Origin of the sequence: Streptomyces sp. KR55, from assembly GCF_052245645.1 — a bacterium.
In the GTDB taxonomy this organism is placed as follows: Bacteria; Actinomycetota; Actinomycetes; order Streptomycetales; family Streptomycetaceae; genus Streptomyces; species Streptomyces flavusporus.
This window is the reverse complement of record NZ_JBQQCE010000021.1, coordinates 12,460-29,810: the sequence shown is the minus strand read 5'-3', so window position 1 is coordinate 29,810 and position 17,351 is coordinate 12,460. Positions and strand designations below refer to the sequence as shown.

Genomic DNA, 17,351 nt, shown 5'->3' with positions numbered 1-17,351 from the left:
GGAATGAGCACGCGGATCGCCTTCCTCAAGGGGCACGGCACCGAGAACGACTTCGTGATCGTCCCGGACCCCGAGAACACCCTTGACCTGCCCCCGGCCGCCGTCGCCGCCCTGTGCGACCGTCGTGCGGGCATCGGCGGTGACGGGCTGCTGCACGTAGTGCGGTCCGCCGCACACCCCGAGGCCAGGGAAATGGCCGCCGAGGCCGAGTGGTTCATGGACTACCGCAACGGCGACGGATCCATCGCGGAGATGTGCGGCAATGGCGTGCGTGTGTTCGCGCGCTACCTCCAGCATGCCGGGCATGTGGCCGAAGGGGACATCGCCATCGCCACGCGTGGGGGCGTGAAGACCGTGCACCTTGCCAAGGACGGTGACATCACTGTCGGCATGGGCAAGGCGCTGCTCCCCGACGGGGACGTCACGGTGAGCGTGGGCGAACGCAGCTGGCCTGCGCGGAACGTGAACATGGGCAACCCGCACGCGGTCGCCTTCGTCGAGGACCTCGCCCAGGCCGGCGACCTGTTCGCGCCGCCGCCGTTCAGCCCGGCCTCCGCCTACCCGGACGGGGTGAACGTCGAGTTCGTCGTCGACCGCGGCCCCCGGCACGTCGCGATGCGCGTGCACGAGCGCGGTGCCGGCGAGACCCGCTCCTGCGGCACGGGCGCATGCGCCGCCGCCGTGGCGACCGCCCGGCGGGACGGCGCCGACCCGGCCGTCACCGGGACTCCGGCGACGTACACCGTCGACGTCCTCGGCGGACGCCTCGTGATCACCGAACGGCCCGACGGCGAGATCGAGATGACCGGCCCCGCGGTGATCGTCGCCGAGGGCGAGATCGACGGGGAGTGGCTGGCGGGCGCCGTCCGCTGAAAGGGCGGCCCTGGAGCGCGTGTTCGACGCCAGGCCCGCTCCAACTCACGCTGTTGACAGCCGTAAACCTCCAAACCCTCGCTCGAATGGGTGATCCGTTTCACGCTCGGCGAGAGGCGGTCCGTCGCGCGTGATGAGCTCGGTAGCATCAAGCACCGGCCCGGACGGGGGACGAAGACGCCGACCCCTGAGCCGTGTCCGCCATGGGGCACCCCGTTCGCCGGTCCACGCAGCCGGAGGTGCCCATGAGTGCGGAGGCCACGAACCCTGCGAGCCCAGGCGCGGTGACGGGCCCCGCGACAGGCCCGGTGGCGCCCGCGGCGCCGCGCCGCAGGTCGCTCCCCCGGATCGACCTGCGCCGACTGGGGCGCGCCGCACTGCTCGGCTCCGCCACCCGCGACCGGCTGCCCGACGCCATCGGCCACGTGGTCGACGCGCACCGCGCCCACCACCCCGACGCCGACCTGGAACCCCTGCGCCGCGCCTACGTGCTCGCGGAGTCCTCGCACCGCGGTCAGATGCGCAAGAGCGGCGAGCCGTACATCACACACCCGCTCGCCGTCACCCTGATCCTCGCCGAACTCGGTGCGGAAACCACCACGTTGACCGCCTCTCTCCTCCACGACACCGTCGAGGACACCGAGGTGACCCTCGATCAGGTCGGCGAGCAGTTCGGCGAGGAGGTCCGCTATCTCGTCGACGGCGTCACGAAGTTGGAGAAGGTCGACTACGGGGCGGCCGCCGAGCCCGAGACCTTCCGCAAGATGCTCGTCGCCACCGGAAACGACGTCCGCGTGATGTCGATCAAACTCGCCGACCGGCTGCACAACATGCGCACGCTCGGCGTGATGCGCCCCGAGAAACAGGCCCGGATCGCGAAGGTCACCCGGGACGTTCTCATTCCGCTCGCCGAACGGCTCGGTGTCCAGGCGCTCAAGACCGAACTCGAGGACCTGGTGTTCGCCATCCTCCACCCCGAGGAGTACGAACACACCCGGGAGTTGATCGTCGAGAACGCGGCGCGCCCCGACGACCCCCTCGCCGAGATCGCCGACGAGATGCGCAGCGTGCTGCGCGAGGCCGGCATCCAGGCCGAAGTCCTCATCCGGCCCCGGCACTTCGTCTCCCTGCACCGCGTCTCCCGCAAGCGCGGCCGACTGCGCGGCACCGACTTCGGCCGCATCCTGGTCCTGGTGAACGAGGACGCCGACTGCTACGGCGTCCTGGGCGAACTGCACACCTGTATGACGCCCGTCGTATCGGAGTTCAAGGACTTCATCGCCGTACCGAAGTTCAACCTGTACCAGTCGCTGCACACCGCAGTCGCCCTTCCCCGGGCCCGACCGGACTCGCCTGGGGGCACCGCCATGGACCGCCAGGTCGTCGAGGTCCTCATCCGCACCCACCAGATGCACAAGGTCGCCGAGGCCGGCGTCGTGGCGCTCGGCAATCCCTACGCTCCTCCCTCGGAGGAGCAGTCCCCGGCCGACGGCGAGCGCGTCGACCCCACCCGGCCCGGCTGGCTCTCCCGCCTCCTCGACTGGCAGCAGTCCGCGCCCGACCCCGACACCTTCTGGTCCACCCTGCGCGAAGACCTCGCCCAGGACCGCGAGATCGCCGTCTTCCGCCCCGACGGCGGCACGCTCGGCCTGCCCGAGGGCGCCACCTGCGTGGACGCCGCGTACGCGCAGTACGGCGAGGACGCGCACGCATGCATCGGTGCGCGGGTCAACGGCCGTCTGGCGACGCTGAGCACGGTCCTGAAGGACGGCGACACCGTCCAGCTCCTCATGGGCCAGGACCCCGCCTCCGAGCCCTCCCGGGAGTGGCTGGAGCACGCGCACACGCCCGCCGCCCGTATCGCCATCCAGCGCTGGATCGCGACCCATCCGGCGCCCGCGGCAGCGGACGCCGAGACGCCGACCCGGACACCCCCCGTGGCCGAAGCCGCCCCCAGGCGTGCCGTCGACGGTCCCGCACCGCGCACCGCAGCCGACGCCGTCGTCGTCGACCGGCCCGGTGCGAGCGTGCGGCTCGCCGGCTGCTGTACGCCTGTACCGCCCGACGAGGTCACCGCGTTCGTCGTGCGCGGGGGAGTGGTGACCGTGCACCGTGTCGGGTGCGCCGCGGTGGCCCGGATGAAGAGTGCGGGGCGCGCCGAGGTCGGCGTGCGCTGGGGCGACACCGCCGAGTGCCGCGTCACCCTCGTCGCCGAATCGTTCGGCCGACCGCATCTCCTCGCCGACCTCACCGAGGCCATCGCCCTCGAGGGCGCCGAGATCGTCTCGGCCACCGTCGAACCCCCGAGCCAGCAGCGCGTACGCCACACGTACACGCTGCTGCTCGCGGACGCGGCCCAGCTGCCCTCCCTCATGCGCGCGATGCGCAATGTGCCGGGGGTCTACGACGTGAGCCGGGCGCAGCATCACGCGCCGACGTGGTGAGGCTCGCGGGGCGTGCACGGCGTGAGCTGCCGCGCCCGGGCCGGCTCCGCGCCGGCTCCGAGGCCCCTTGAGTCATGTACAGAGCCCGTTCGGGTGGGCCCCGGCGCGCGTCGTCGCCGTGCGGTACGGGCGTGCTGGTAGCCGTGGGGTCCATGCTGCTCACCACCCCTGACAGGGCTTCCCTGTCCGGCGCCGCCGCGCCCCGACCTCGCACCAGATCCCCCAAGGCCACCCGAGGTGTCAAGGCGGCGCTGCTCGCCTCCGCCGTGTCCGTGTGCCTCGTCGCCGCGAGCACCCCCCCGACCCCGCTGGGCGTCGGCGACCGTCTCTTCCCGCACCTGGGGAACCCGGGGTACGACGTGGCGTCGTACGACCTCTCCCTCACCTACTCCGGCAGCAATGACAAGCCCCTCCAGGCGGTCACCACGATCGACGCCTGGGCCACCGCCCCGCTGGAGCACGTCAACCTCGACTTCGCCCGCGGTGCGGTCCGCTCGGTCGAGATCGACGGTGAGCCGGCCACGTACGCGGCGGCCGGCGAGGACCTCGTGGTCACGCCGGAGAAGCCGTTGCCCGGGGGGCAGTGGATGCGGATCACGGTCCGGCACACCAGTGACCCCGTGCCCGTCGGCGGCCGGGAGGGCGGCTGGGTGCGCACCGCCGACGGACTCGTCATGGCCAACCAGGCCGACGCCGCCCACCTGGTGTTCCCGAGCAACGACCATCCCTCCGACAAGGCACTGTTCACCATCCGGGTCACCGCGCCCAAGGGCTTCACGGCCGTCGCCAACGGCCTGCCGACCAGCGTGGAACGGTCCGGCGCCGCGACCAGATGGACGTACCGGACCCAGCACCCCATGGCCACCGAACTCGCCCAGGTCTCCATCGGCCGCTCCACGGTGCTGCACCGCAAGGGCCCGCACGGACTGCCCGTCCGGGACGTCGTGCCCACCGAGCACAAGGCGTCCCTCGAACCGTGGCTGAAGAAGACGCCCGACCAGATCGCCTGGATGGAGAGCAAGGTCGGCCGCTACCCCTTCGAGACGTACGGCGTCCTCGCGGCCGACGCCTCCACCGGCTTCGAACTCGAGACGCAGACGCTCTCTCTCTTCGAGAGAGAGCTCTTCACCGATCCGGCCTTCCCCAAGTGGTACGTCGACTCGATCATGGTCCATGAACTGGCCCACCAGTGGTTCGGCAACAGCGTCGGTCCGCGCACATGGTCCGAGCTGTGGCTCAACGAGGGGCACGCGACCTGGTACGAGGCGCTCTACGCGGAGGAGAAGTCGGGCAAGTCCCTGGAGGCGCGGATGCGGGCGGCGTACGGCGCCTCCGACCGCTGGCGCGCGTCCGGCGGCCCGCCCGCCGCCCCGAAGGCGCCCGAACCCGGCAGCCGGCTGGGCATCTTCCGGCCGATCGTCTACGACGGAGCCGCCCTGGTCCTCTACGCCCTCCGCCAGGAGATCGGACGCCCCGCCTTCGAGCGTCTGGAACGAGCCTGGGTCAGCCGCCACCAGGACGCCACGGCGACCACCGCCGACTTCATGGCCCTCGCCTCCCACACCGCCGGACGCGACCTGAGCGGCTTCTTCCAGAAGTGGCTCTACGGCAAGAAGACCCCGCCGATGCCGGGTCACCCGGACTGGAAGCAGACTGCGGCTCCGAAGGCGGCCCCCTCGGCTCCGATGGCGGCCCGCACGGCCGCGAAATAAGACGGTGACGAGACGGGGCGTGCCGTGCGACCATCGTCAGGTCGGCGGCGCGGTCCACCACCTCACGCCACGGGCACGGGTCACGGGAATCTCCCGGGGTACTCATGCGTTGTGGAGAGTGACGGACCGACTCCGAAGCCTCTGCTTCCGCCCCGTCGCCGCACAAGGATTCCGCATCGACGTAAGGACCCAATGACCTCCTCTTCTTCCTTTTCCCAGGACACCAAGCGCCTCGCGCACGACTACCCCGAAGGTCTTCGGGCCGATGCCCTGATGGAAGAGGACGTCGCCTGGAGCCACGAGATCGACGGAGAGCGGGACGGCGATCAGTTCGACCGCTCCGAGCGCGCGGCTCTGCGTCGCGTCGCGGGCCTCTCCACCGAGCTCGAGGACGTCACCGAGGTCGAGTACCGCCAGCTCCGTCTGGAGCGCGTCGTGCTCGTCGGCGTCTGGACCTCGGGGACCGTGCAGGACGCGGAGAACTCCCTCGCGGAGCTCGCCGCCCTCGCGGAGACAGCGGGGGCGCTCGTGCTCGATGGCGTGGTCCAGCGCCGCGACAAGCCCGACGCGGCGACTTACATCGGTTCCGGCAAGGCCGAGGAGCTGCGCGACATCGTGCTCGAAACCGGCGCGGACACCGTCATCTGTGACGGTGAGCTCAGCCCGGGCCAGCTGATCCACCTCGAGGACGTCGTCAAGGTCAAGGTCATCGACCGTACGGCACTGATCCTGGACATCTTCGCCCAGCACGCCAAGTCCCGAGAGGGCAAGGCGCAGGTCGCGCTCGCGCAGATGCAGTACATGCTGCCGAGGCTCCGCGGCTGGGGTCAGTCGCTGTCCCGGCAGATGGGCGGTGGCAAGGGCGGCGGTCTCGCCACCCGTGGCCCCGGTGAGACCAAGATCGAGACGGACCGGCGCCGGATCCGCGAGAAGATGGCGAAGATGCGCCGGGAGATCGCGGAGATGAAGACCGGCCGCGAGGTCAAGCGCCAGGAGCGCAAGCGCCACAAGGTGCCTTCGGTCGCCATCGCGGGCTACACCAACGCAGGCAAGTCCTCGCTGCTCAACCGCCTCACCGGGGCCGGCGTTCTGGTCGAGAACGCCCTGTTCGCGACCCTGGACCCGACCGTCCGCCGGGCCGAGACGCCGAGCGGCCGGCTGTACACGCTGGCCGACACGGTCGGTTTTGTACGGCACCTGCCGCACCACCTGGTCGAGGCGTTCCGTTCCACGATGGAGGAGGTCGGCGAGTCCGACCTGATCCTGCATGTGGTGGACGGTTCGCACCCGACTCCGGAAGAGCAGCTGGCGGCCGTGCGCGAGGTGATCAGGGATGTCGGCGCCACCGACGTACCCGAGATCGTCGTGATCAACAAGGCCGACGCGGCCGACCCGCTGACGCTTCAGCGGCTGCTGCGGATCGAGAAGCGTTCCATCGCCGTCTCGGCCCGCACCGGTCTGGGCATCGCCGAGCTGGTCGCGCTGATCGACAACGAGCTGCCGCGGCCGTCCGTCGAGATCGAGGCGCTGGTGCCGTACACGCACGGCAAGCTCGTCGCCCGTGCACACGACGAGGGCGAGGTGCTCTCCGAGGAGCACACTCCGGAGGGCACCCTGCTCAAGGTGCGGGTGCACGAGGAACTGGCGGCCGAGCTCACGCCGTACGTTCCGGCGCCGACCGCCTGAGCCGGTGTAGCGCCGACGGACTGAAACGGATGGGCCCGCCCCTGGTGTGAGGGGCGGGCCTTCGTCATGGGCGCGTCATCGACCGCCGTATGTCTCGCTCATGTTCTCGTACAGCGACTGCGCGTCCCGCCCGAGCTGCGGGCCGGCGAGCCAGGTGTTGTCGGCCGGGCCGATCGACGTGTTGGAGACCAGCTTGGTCTCGCCGTCCACGACCCGGAACCAGCCGCCGCCGGACGAGCCGCCCGTCATGGTGCAGCCGATGCGGTACATCGTCGGCAGGGACGGGCTGAGCGAGAACCGGCCCGGCTCGTCGATGCACTTGAACATCTTCAGACCGTTGTACGGCGGAGCCGCCGGGTAGCCCCAGGCGCCCATCTTCCTGGCCTCGGCCGCGGACGGGGCGGAGAAGTCCACGTCCAGTGCCGCGCCGACCGTCTCCTCCAGAGACTTGGCGCCCTGCTCCGGCTGCACGTGCAGCACGGAGTAGTCGTACGCCGCGCCCGCGCCGCCGGTCTCCGAGCCGCCCTCGATCCAGCCGTTCGATGTGGACGCCCAGTCCGCCCACCAGTTGCCGTACGGGGCGATCTCCGTGGCGTTCGCGCTGCCCAGTTCGGCCTCGGACTTGCCGAGGTCGTTGTAGGCCGGGACGAACACGATGTTGCGGTACCAGCCGCCGCTCTGCCCTGCGTGCACACAGTGGCCGGCCGTCCAGACGAGGTTGGACTTGCCCGGATGGTTCACGTCCTTGATGACCGTGCCGGAGCAGACGCTCGGGCCTTCGGGCGAGTCGAAGAAGACCTTGCCGACCGGTGCCGCGTTCTGCTGGTACGGCGTCTTCTCGGCCGTGGCCTCCACGGGCGCGGGTTCGGGGTCGCTGACGCCCTGGCCGGCCGACGCGTCCTTTGTGGAGACCGTCTTGTCGGCCTCCTTGGCGGACTGCATCCGCTCGGGCTTCCAGAGGCCCTCGATCACCGGGTTGACGAAGTCCTTGGCCTCACTGAGCCACTTGTCCTTGTCCCAGTCCTGCCAGCCGCCGTCCTTCCAGTCGTCGACATCGATGCCGTGCTCTTTGAGCTTGTCGGCGATGTCGGACGGGATCCGGACCCCGCCGTCGGCGTTGCCGCCCGCCTGAGAGGCGGTGGCGCCGGGCTTGCCGCCCGCCGTGTCCTCCCCTGAGCCGCCGCAGGCGGTCGCGGTGAGCGCCAGGGCGGCGACCAGGCCGCCGGCGGCGAGGAGCGTGCGACGCCGACCGCGCCGGGGAGAGGCGGGCGTACGTGTGGAACGCATGGTGCGATGACCCCCGTTGAAACGTGCGTATGTCATGTGCTTGTCATGCCGACGAAGATCTTCCCCGTCGGCAACACCCCACTATGCCCGTGGGGTTGAGGGTGAACGGCGGTGGGACGGTGAAGGTTTCCCGTACGCTGTCCCACCGCTGCCCGCGCTACGAGTCCGTCACCGGCCCGCGAACTTCCCGCTGACCGCGTCGAACACGCCCTTGGCCTCCTCGCCCAGCCGCGGTCCCGCAAGCCAGCCCGAACTCACCGGACCGATCGAGGTGTTGGACACCAGGGCGGGCTTGCCGTCCGATCCGGTCGCGACCCAGCCACCGCCGGACGAGCCGCCGGTCATCGTGCAGCCGATGCGGTACATCGTCGGGTCCGACGCGTTGATCGACAGGCGTCCCGGCTTGTCCTGGCACTGGTACAGCGTCTGGCCGTCGTACGGCGCCGCCGCCGGGTAGCCCGTCGCGGTCATGCTGTCCACATCCGGCACGGCCGGGGCCGTGAAGTCCACCGGGAGGGCCGAACCCACCGTCTCCTCCAGGGACTTGCCGCCGCTGCCCTCCTCCGGCGTCACATGAAGGACGGCGAAGTCGTACGCGGCTCCGTCCCCGCCCGTCGCACCGCCCTGCTCGATCCACTGGTCCGAGGTCTGCACCCAGTCGGCCCACCAGACACCGTACGGAGCGACCTCCTCCTTGGTGGCGCTCTGCAGCTCCGCGGCCGACATGGCCGCATCGTTGTACGACGGCACGAACGCGATGTTGCGGTACCAGCCGCCCTTCTTGCCGGCGTGCACGCAGTGACCCGCCGTCCACACCAGGTTCGACTTGCCCGGGTTGGCCGGGTCCTCGACGACCGTCGCCGAGCAGACCATCGTGCCTTCGGGCGCGTCGAAGAGCAGCTTCCCCGCCTCGGGCGCGTTGTCGTGGTACTTGGCCGGCACGGCCTCCGCCTCGACCGGCTCCGGCGTCGGGTCGGTCACGCCCTGGTCACCGGAGAGGTCGCCCTCGTCGACGCCCTGGTCCGGCTCCTCGGCCTCGCGCATCCGGTCCGGGTTCCACAGGTCCTCGATGATCGGGTTGATGAAGTCCTCGGCCTCGCGCAGCCAGTCGTCCTTGTCCCAGTTCTTCCAGGCACCGTTCTGCCACTTGTCGAGGTCGATTCCGTGTTCTCTGAGCTGGTCCTTGATGTCGTCCGGGATCGTGATCCCGCCGTCGCCTTCCGCGGTTGCCGAGGCCGATGCCTCACCGTCCGCCGCGGGGTCGCCCGACTCGCAGGCGGTGGCCGTGAGCACGAGCGCTGAGGCCAGGGCAACGGCGGCCAGTGCGGGGGAGGTTCCGCGGCGCGTGCTCCCCTCCCGGCGAGCGGTGAACGACGGCCGTATGGATCGCATGGTGTTACTCCCCCTGGTGGTGAAAGAAATCGGCACTGCGGCCGCGACCCCGGACCGAACTCACGCCGAGCTCAGGCCGATCTCACGGCTCTCTGGGAATGGCACCCCACACTATGCGCTCGCAGTGGGGGACTTCCGACGGAACGGCAACGGTTTCGCTACGGGCTGTCTGATCTGGCAATTCGTCTGGAGTGCTGCCGATTTGACGTCCTCCCGCGACCGGTGGGGGGCTCCCCGACAGTTTCGGGCGGTCGGCGAGCTGCCGGGGTTGGGCACTGCCATGACGAGGGCGAAGCGGGCGGCCGGGTCGGTCCACCAGTGGCGGAAGGTGAAGCCGCCCGCCTTGAGTTCGGCGGTGAGGATGTCGCGGCGGAACTTGCACGACAGTTCGGTGCGCAGGTCCTCACCCTCGGCGAGGTCGAGGGTGAGACCGAGGTCGGAGATCTCGCGATCTGATACGCCGAACAGGCCCTCGCCCTCGTGGGAGACGCCGCGCCCGTGCCGGCCCCGGTGACCGGCTCCGACTTCAGCATGTCGCTGCACGATGCCGAGGCCGTCGCTGAAGCCGTCGGCGCCGGCGTGCGCAAACCGGCGATGGCGCAGGCCCGGGAGCGGTACGAGCGTGCGCGACTCGGCAGCGTCCGGGCGCCGGTCCGATCGGGCCCGCACTTCAGCCATTCCTTCGCCGGCCGAGCCGCCTGAGCTGTGGCCTGCGCAGATGAAGGATCTTGAAGTAACCCGTAACCCGGTGGCCGGGCCGCGGTTGGTAGCGGTGGGGAGGGGGAGCGGGGTGGTCCGGTGCGCGGGGGATGCAAGGTCGGCCTCGGGGCGATGCCGCCTGGTCCCGAGGGTGCGTCCCGGTTCTGGGGTGGGACGGACAGGGCCGGTGTGCTGTCGGGCGTGGGACTGGTCGGGCCGGTCGCTGTTCGACGGGCGCCAGGGGCCGTTCCCGCTGGGCGAGGCGGGAGCGGGCTCAGGAAGGCGAAGGGGGCGTTCGAGGACCGGATGAGGAGAACGCGAGACCAACTCGTCGCCCTACCGCGAGAGGACAGGGAGTCATGGCCGTGACCGAGGGAACCCCGCGCCGCCAGCCGGCGCGCGAGTCGGCAGCGCGGACCTATCCCCGTGCCCTGCCGATCGTGCCGGTGCGGGCGCGCGGGCTGACCATCGAAGGCGCGGACGGGCGCCGCTACCTGGACTGCCTCTCGGGCGCCGGAACTCTTCCCCTGGGACACAACCATCCGGTCGTCCTCGAGGCGGTCCGCAAGGTCCTCGACTCGGGTGCACCGCTGAACGTCCCCGATCTCGAGACCCCCGTCGAGGACGCCTTCGTCACGGAGCTGGTGCGCACCCTGCCGCCCGGCCTCGCCGAACGCGCGCGCGTTCAGGTCTGCGGACCGGCCGCCACGGACGCGGTGGAAACCGCATGCGCACTGGTACGGGCCGCGACCGGACGGACCGACATCCTCGCTCTCACCAACGGCCAGCAAGCACTGACTCCCGGCGCCCTCTGCTCCGCCGAGGCCGCCGAGAACCCCGGCGACGCCCGAGCCATACGAGGTGCGTGCCCGCCCTTTCCGCAGGACCACCGCCTTCCGTTCGACGTCAGCGGCCCACACGGCACCGAACATGCCGCCCGATGGATCCGGGCCCTCCTCGACGACCCCTCGTCGGGGGCGCCCAGCCCCGCCGGAATGCTCCTCGACCCCGTCCAGGACGAGGGCGGGTTGATCCCCGCGCCGGACGCCTGGATACGAGCGGTGCGGGAGATCACCACAGCCCGGTCCATCCCGCTGATCGTCGACGAGGTCCAGACCGGGGTCGGAAGGACCGGTGCCTTCTGGGCTGTCGAGCACAGCGGGGTGACGCCCGACGTGATGATCCTGTCCGAGGCCATCGGCGGCAGCCTGCCGCTGGCCGTGGTGGTCTACCGCGACGACCTCGCGGGCCGCCAACCCGGCGCTCACACCGGCCCGTTCCGCGGCAACCAGCTGGCGATGGCCGCAGGCATGGCAACCCTCGCCCACGTCCGCGAGCACCGGCTCGCCGAACGAGCAGCCACACTCGGCTCCCGCATGCTGTCCCAACTCCGCGGACTTGCCGAGGAGTTCCCCTGTATCCGCGAGGTACGCGGCCGGGGTCTGATGATCGGCCTCGAACTGGTGACGTCGGCGGCCTCCGATGCGGCGGCTTCCACAAGCCCGGGACCCACCCACGACCCACGCCAAGCCGCCCCCGAACTGGCCGCCGCTGTCCAGCGGGAGTGCCTCCGCCGGGGCCTCATCGTCGGCCTCGGCGGCCGTCGGACGAGCGTCGTACGGCTGCTCCCTCCTTTGACCATCAGCGACGAGCAGGCATCCGCCGTACTCGAGCGCCTGTCCGACGCCCTCACGGCGGCGTCCTGCGGCAGCACCCGTCATCACCTGGGCGACCCGACGCCCCACGCACACCACCCGCTCCACAGCCACCCCGATCACGCCGAGCAGGCTCGGTAACGGGAGCGCCGATGCAGCTGTGCACGACGCCGATGCACCTGCGTACCCATGCACGCCCGCGCCCCAGCACCGCCTGCTCCTCCCACACGAACCAGAACGACCTCGCGAGGAACCGACGTGACCACCGCACCCACACCTGACGGCCGCCTCCGCACCCCCGCGCGGCGCGGGACGCAGACCCCGGCTGTGCCGACGAGCCCAAGTCTCCCTGGGCAGCACGGCGGTGCTCAGGAAACCCAGCAGCAGCACGATCACACCACCGACCTTCTGGACCACCCCGACGCTGACACCGCGGCCCAGGCGGCGTCTGTGGAGAACCTGTTGCGCTGCTGGGTGCGCGAAACCGGCCTCGCAGCTCCCGACCACGACACCCTCCGTATCCCCTTGCCTGCCAGCGGAACCGTGCTGCTCGTCCCGGTGCACCACTGGTCACCGACGGGCTGGCACCGCTTCGGCCTGCCGTATCTCGCTGACGCACACCAACCGGCCCCGCCTCTCGACGCGGTCACCGTCGCAGCCCTGCTGGCCCGGGAGTCGATCGGGGGCCGGCCCCCGAAACGCACATCCCCGGGGACAGGGACCGGCAGGCCCGCCGCACCCCCCGCTTCCATCCCCACAACCATCTCCGCACTTCCCACCCCCGCTTCCGCCCCCACACCCACCGAGGGCACCGATCTCGTCGCACGCGTCGCCGACTCCGTCCGCCGCGTCGTCACCTTCATCAGCGATCGCAGACAGGACCCCGCCGACAGGCCCGACGTCTTCCTGGCAGCCGAACAGGCACTCCTGCTCGGACATCCCCTGCACCCGACCCCGAAGAGCCGCGAAGGCCTCACCGAAGCCGAAGCACGGCTGTACTCACCCGAGTTGCGCGGCTCCTTCCCCCTGCACTGGATCGCTGCCGCTCCGTCCGTACTCGCCGGCGACTCGGCCTGGACCGAGCGCGGCCGTCCGGTTTCCGCTCCCCAGCTCACGACCCGCCTTGCCGGAGCCGACCTGCCACTGCCCGACGGCTATGCCGCCCTGCCGCTGCATCCCTGGCAGATGCGCGAGATCCGGCACCGCCACGACATCGCGGCTCTGCTCGACGCGGGACTGCTCCGGGACCTGGGGACGCACGGTTCCCCTTGGCACGCCACCTCCTCTGTCCGAACCGTCTACCAGTCCCATGCCCCAGCCATGCTCAAGCTGTCCGTGGGACTACGCATCACCAACTCCCGCCGCGAGAACCTCCGCAAGGAACTCCACCGGGGTGTCGAGGTCCACCGCCTGCTGCGCAGCGGCCTGTCCCAGCAGTGGTGGGCCGCGCATCCGTGCTTCGACATCGTCCGCGACCCGGCCTGGCTCGCCGTCGACGCACCGGACGGCAGTCCCGTGCAGGGGCTCGACGTGATGATCCGGCACAACCCAGTCACCCCGTCGGACGACGTCTCCTGCGTCGCTGGACTCGTCGCACCTCGGCCGCACGCCCAGCCAGACGGCGCCGGCCATCCGCAGTGCGCCATGCCGCCGATGCGGTCCCGACTGGCCGACCTCGTCATGCGGATCGCAGCCCGGACCGGACGGCCGCGTGGAGCAGTAGCGGCCGAGTGGTTCCTGCGTTACCTCGAACAGGTCGCCCGTCCCGTGCTGTGGATGGACGGCGAGGCGGGGATCGCCCTCGAAGCCCACCAGCAGAACACGCTGCTCGTGCTGGACGGCGACGGGTGGCCGGCGGGCGGCCGTTACCGCGACAACCAGGGCTACTACTTCCGTGAGTCCTGGCGTGCCGAGCTGGAGGCCCGGCTGCCGGGCATCGGAGAGCGCAGCGACACCTTCGTGTCGGACGAGACCACCGATGAGCGCTTCGCGTACTACCTGGCGATCAACAACGTGCTCGGCCTCATCGGTGCGTTCGGATCACAGCGACTCGCTGACGAGACCCTGCTTCTTGCCGCCTTCCGGCGCTTCCTCGAAAGCGCTGCTTCCGGCCCCGACCGGCTGCGCTCCTCGCTTCCCGCCCGGCTTCTCGACTCATCCGTCCTGCGCTGCAAGGCCAACCTACTGACCCGGCTGCACGGCCTCGACGAACTCGTTGGCCCGGTGGACACCCAGTCCGTCTACGTCACCATCGCCAACCCCCTGCATTCCTGACCATTCATGCATGACCACCGACGCGCCCGCGCCCGACCACTGCCCGAACCCTCTCACCTCTGATCACTGCCACTCCCTTCATCCACGAGGAAGACGCCCCCGCCTCCTGAGAGGAGCCTCTCGTGCCTCCGACCGACGCGAGCGCCGACGCTGGTGCCGCACCCGTCATCCACCGGGACCCCGGCGCCGACGCGAGCACCGGCAAGCCTGCGGACGCGGATGGCGAGGACACCTTGGATCTCAGCCTCCCTGCAGAGCTCATCTCGCTCCTCGCCATGGAGAGGAGCGGCGCGGACGGGCGCGAGGCCGGAGGGATGGCACGGCACACAGCAGTCACCACTGCTGTCCGCGACGATCTGCTTGACCACGTGGGCGATTGGGGACCCATGGACACACCCGCGGGTGTTTTCCAACTCGTCCCCGTACGGGTCGAACGGGATCTGCCGCTCATCGGCCGCTGGATGAACGACCCCGCGGTAGCAGAGTTCTGGGAGCTGGCCGGGCCCCTGAACGTGACCGAGGATCATATGCGTTCCCAGTTGGCCGGCGACGGACGCAGCGTCCCATGCCTCGGTGTGCTGGACGGCACGCCGATGAGCTACTGGGAGATCTACCGGGCCGACCTCGACCCGCTCGCCCGTTACTACCCCGCCCGGCCTCATGACACCGGTATCCACCTCCTGATCGGTGATGTCGCCGACCGTGGGCAGGGCATCGGCCGCATGCTGCTCAGAGCAGTCGCCGACCTCGTTCTTGTCCAACGGCCCGCCTGCGCACGTGTCGTTGCGGAACCCGACATTCGCAACACTCCCTCCGTGGCTGCCTTCCTCAGCGCCGGTTTCCGGTTCGCCGCCGAGGTGGACCTGCCTGCCAAACGGGCCGCTCTCATGGTTCGAGACCGGTCCCTGCGTGATCTGCTGTAGCGCTGTGCGATGGCGTCATCACTTTTGGTACACCGCCCGCCGCGATTCGGTTCCCACTCGATCCGAACTCGTTCGAGCCCAGATGAAAGCCCCCGTGTCTCCCAACCGAGGCCCACACACCGATCCCAAAGCGACCTCGGGTCCAACCGGCCGGTCCCGGATGTCGCACCCAACCGAACCCAGCCGCACCCAACCGATCCGAACCGATCCCAGCCCGGAAACCCAACGCATTGACCCCACCCGTCACCCCTGCCGCGATCACCCGTTTGTCAGTCCCGGGCCGTAGGGTGGACGAGCTATGACGAAGCCCTCACTCCCCGAACTCCTGCATGCCGCCGTCACAGCCGTCGGCGGGACGGAGCGCCCCGGCCAGGTGACCATGGCCGAAGCCGTCGCGGAGGCGATCGACGACGGTTCGCATCTGCTGATCCAGGCCGGCACCGGTACCGGCAAGTCGCTGGGCTATCTCGTGCCCGCGCTCGCGCACGGGGAGCGGGTGGTGGTGGCGACCGCAACCATCGCGCTGCAGCGCCAACTGGTGCAGCGGGACCTGCCGCGCACGGTGGAGGCGCTGCACCCGCTGCTGCGCCGCCGCCCGGAGTTCGCGATGCTGAAGGGCAGGTCGAACTACCTCTGTCTGCACCGCCTTCACGAGGGCGTCCCGCAGGACGAGGAGGAGGGCCTCTTCGACCAGTTCGAGGCGGCAGCGCCCACCAGCAAGCTGGGTCAGGATCTGGTGAGGCTGCGCGACTGGTCTGACGAGACCGAGACCGGTGACCGTGACGACCTCACACCTGGTGTCTCCGACCGCGCCTGGGCCCAGGTGTCTGTCTCGTCGCGGGAGTGTCTGGGCGCCTCGAAGTGCGCGTACGGCGCAGAGTGCTTCGCCGAGATGGCCCGCGAGCGCGCCAAGCTCTCCGATGTCGTCGTCACCAACCACGCTCTGCTCGCCATCGACGCCATCGAGGGCGCCCCGGTCCTTCCGCAGCACGAGGTGCTGATCGTGGACGAGGCGCACGAGCTGGTCTCGCGGGTCACCGGCGCCGCCACGGGTGAGCTCACCCCCGGCCAGGTCAACCGCGCGGTGCGGCGCGCCGCGAAGCTCGTCAACGAGAAGGCCGCCGACCAGTTGCAGACCGCCGCCGAAGGCTTCGAGCGGTTGATGGAGCTTGCCCTGCCCGGGCGCCTGGAAGAGATCCCGGAGGACCTCGGATACGCGCTGACGGCACTGCGCGACGCCTGTCGTACGGTCATTTCCGCCATCGGCGCGACCCGCGACAAGTCCGTGCAGGACGAGGACGCCGTCCGCAAGCAGGCGCTGGCTTCGGTGGAGACGGTGCACGACGTGGCGGAGCGCATCACGCACGGCTCGGAGTGGGACGTCGTCTGGTACGAGCGCCACGACCGCTTCGGCGCCTCTCTGCGCGTCGCCCCCATGTCCGTCTCGGGCCTGCTGCGCGAGAAGCTCTTCACGGACCGCTCCGTCGTCCTCACCTCGGCGACCCTGAAGCTGGGCGGCGACTTCAACGGTGTCGGCGCCTCCCTGGGACTCGCCCCCGAGGGCACCGAGGGCGAAGACCTCCCGCAATGGAAGGGGGTCGACGTCGGTTCGCCCTTCGACTATCCCAAGCAGGGCATCCTGTATGTCGCCAAGCACCTGTCCCGCCCCGCGCGGGACGGTGACCGGGCGGACATGCTCGATGAGCTGACGGAGCTCGTCCAGGCGGCCGGCGGGCGCACCCTCGGTCTGTTCTCGTCGATGAGGGCTGCTCAGCTGGCCGCCGAGGAGCTGCGTTCCCGCATCCCCGAGTTCCCGATCCTCCTTCAGGGCGAGGAGACCCTGGGTGAGCTGATCAAGAACTTCGCGGCCGATCCGAAGACGTGTCTCTTCGGTACGCTGTCGCTCTGGCAGGGCGTGGACGTCCCCGGCCCCAGCTGTCAGCTGGTCGTCATGGACAAGATTCCGTTCCCGCGGCCGGACGACCCGCTGATGAGTGCCCGACAGAAGGCGGTGGAGGACGCAGGCGGCAACGGCTTCATGGCAGTGGCGGCCACGCACGCGGCGCTGCTCATGGCCCAGGGCGCCGGTCGCCTCGTACGAGCGTCGGGAGACCGCGGTGTGGTCGCCGTGCTCGACCAGCGTCTGGCCACGGCCCGCTACGGGAGCTATCTGAAGGCGTCACTGCCCGACTTCTGGTACACGACGGACCGTAACCAGGTCCGGAAGTCGCTGGCCGCGATCGACGCTGCGGCGAAGCAGGCAGAAGTGACGTGACGAGTGATGGCGGGTTGGTCGGCCTCCTCGCGCGACGAGTGACCGACCCGCCATCCAAGTCCCTCCGACCCGCCAGCCAAGTCCATCCGGCGACCGGGCCCGCACAGCACAGGACCCCGGAACCGGCGCAG

The 17,351-nt window shown here is 70.4% G+C and carries 11 protein-coding genes; 8 read left to right on the top strand and 3 right to left on the bottom strand.

Annotation, left to right across the window (positions count from 1 at the left end; genetic code table 11):
* The first annotated feature begins 3 nt into the window (after positions 1–3).
* The 4 genes from dapF (at position 4) to hflX (ending at position 6,715) form a co-directional block, all read left to right on the top strand.
* On the top strand, positions 4–873 hold the full coding sequence (gene dapF, locus ACTWQJ_RS05235; RefSeq protein ID WP_443305425.1) for a diaminopimelate epimerase: 870 nt from the start codon (positions 4–6) through the stop codon (positions 871–873).
* 245 nt (positions 874–1,118) lie between these two features.
* Positions 1,119–3,317 (top strand): RelA/SpoT family protein, encoded by a 2,199-nt coding sequence (locus ACTWQJ_RS05230; protein WP_443305423.1) that lies wholly within the window; start codon positions 1,119–1,121, stop codon positions 3,315–3,317.
* Between the two features lie 152 nt (positions 3,318–3,469).
* A complete protein-coding gene (locus ACTWQJ_RS05225; protein WP_443305433.1) occupies positions 3,470–5,029 on the top strand; it encodes a M1 family metallopeptidase in 1,560 nt (519 codons plus the stop codon).
* Positions 5,030–5,221: 192 nt separating this feature from the next.
* A complete protein-coding gene (hflX, locus tag ACTWQJ_RS05220) occupies positions 5,222–6,715 on the top strand; it encodes a GTPase HflX (protein ID WP_443305422.1) in 1,494 nt (497 codons plus the stop codon).
* 75 nt (positions 6,716–6,790) lie between these two features.
* Here the strand turns inward: hflX and ACTWQJ_RS05215 are convergent, their stop codons facing one another.
* The 3 genes from ACTWQJ_RS05215 to ACTWQJ_RS05205 all read right to left on the bottom strand — a co-directional run bounded on the left by ACTWQJ_RS05215 (position 6,791) and on the right by ACTWQJ_RS05205 (position 10,063).
* The gene (locus tag ACTWQJ_RS05215; RefSeq protein WP_443305421.1) at positions 6,791–8,002 is read right to left on the bottom strand and encodes a trypsin-like serine peptidase; all 1,212 of its coding nucleotides are present in this window, start codon (positions 8,000–8,002) and stop codon (positions 6,791–6,793) included.
* A gap of 168 nt (positions 8,003–8,170) precedes the next feature.
* Entirely contained in the window at positions 8,171–9,394 is a 1,224-nt protein-coding gene (locus ACTWQJ_RS05210) for a hypothetical protein (protein WP_443305420.1), read from the bottom strand.
* Positions 9,395–9,505: 111 nt separating this feature from the next.
* Entirely contained in the window at positions 9,506–10,063 is a 558-nt protein-coding gene (locus ACTWQJ_RS05205) for an L-histidine N(alpha)-methyltransferase (protein ID WP_443305419.1), read from the bottom strand.
* A gap of 389 nt (positions 10,064–10,452) precedes the next feature.
* Between ACTWQJ_RS05205 and ACTWQJ_RS05200 the strand changes: the two genes are divergently transcribed.
* From ACTWQJ_RS05200 to ACTWQJ_RS05185, 4 genes are all read left to right on the top strand, one after another.
* Positions 10,453–11,889 (top strand): aminotransferase class III-fold pyridoxal phosphate-dependent enzyme, encoded by a 1,437-nt coding sequence (locus ACTWQJ_RS05200; RefSeq protein WP_443305418.1) that lies wholly within the window; start codon positions 10,453–10,455, stop codon positions 11,887–11,889.
* A gap of 117 nt (positions 11,890–12,006) precedes the next feature.
* Entirely contained in the window at positions 12,007–14,022 is a 2,016-nt protein-coding gene (locus ACTWQJ_RS05195; RefSeq protein ID WP_443305417.1) for an IucA/IucC family protein, read from the top strand.
* Positions 14,023–14,144: 122 nt separating this feature from the next.
* On the top strand, positions 14,145–14,945 hold the full coding sequence (locus ACTWQJ_RS05190; RefSeq protein WP_443305416.1) for a GNAT family N-acetyltransferase: 801 nt from the start codon (positions 14,145–14,147) through the stop codon (positions 14,943–14,945).
* Between the two features lie 298 nt (positions 14,946–15,243).
* The gene (locus ACTWQJ_RS05185; RefSeq protein WP_443305415.1) at positions 15,244–17,220 is read left to right on the top strand and encodes an ATP-dependent DNA helicase; all 1,977 of its coding nucleotides are present in this window, start codon (positions 15,244–15,246) and stop codon (positions 17,218–17,220) included.
* Positions 17,221–17,351 lie beyond the last annotated feature (131 nt).

Excerpts from the sequence above, each read along its gene's own strand:
- ACTWQJ_RS05225 (WP_443305433.1), top strand. The coding sequence starts at position 3,470 with ATGCTGCTCACCACCCCTGACAGGGCTTCCCTGTCCGGCGCCGCCGCG.
- dapF (WP_443305425.1), top strand. The coding sequence starts at position 4 with ATGAGCACGCGGATCGCCTTCCTCAAGGGGCACGGCACCGAGAACGAC.
- ACTWQJ_RS05210 (WP_443305420.1), bottom strand. The coding sequence starts at position 9,394 with ATGCGATCCATACGGCCGTCGTTCACCGCTCGCCGGGAGGGGAGCACG.
- ACTWQJ_RS05215 (WP_443305421.1), bottom strand. The coding sequence starts at position 8,002 with ATGCGTTCCACACGTACGCCCGCCTCTCCCCGGCGCGGTCGGCGTCGC.
- ACTWQJ_RS05230 (WP_443305423.1), top strand. The coding sequence starts at position 1,119 with ATGAGTGCGGAGGCCACGAACCCTGCGAGCCCAGGCGCGGTGACGGGC.
- hflX (WP_443305422.1), top strand. The coding sequence starts at position 5,222 with ATGACCTCCTCTTCTTCCTTTTCCCAGGACACCAAGCGCCTCGCGCAC.
- ACTWQJ_RS05185 (WP_443305415.1), top strand. The coding sequence starts at position 15,244 with ATGACGAAGCCCTCACTCCCCGAACTCCTGCATGCCGCCGTCACAGCC.
- ACTWQJ_RS05200 (WP_443305418.1), top strand. The coding sequence starts at position 10,453 with ATGGCCGTGACCGAGGGAACCCCGCGCCGCCAGCCGGCGCGCGAGTCG.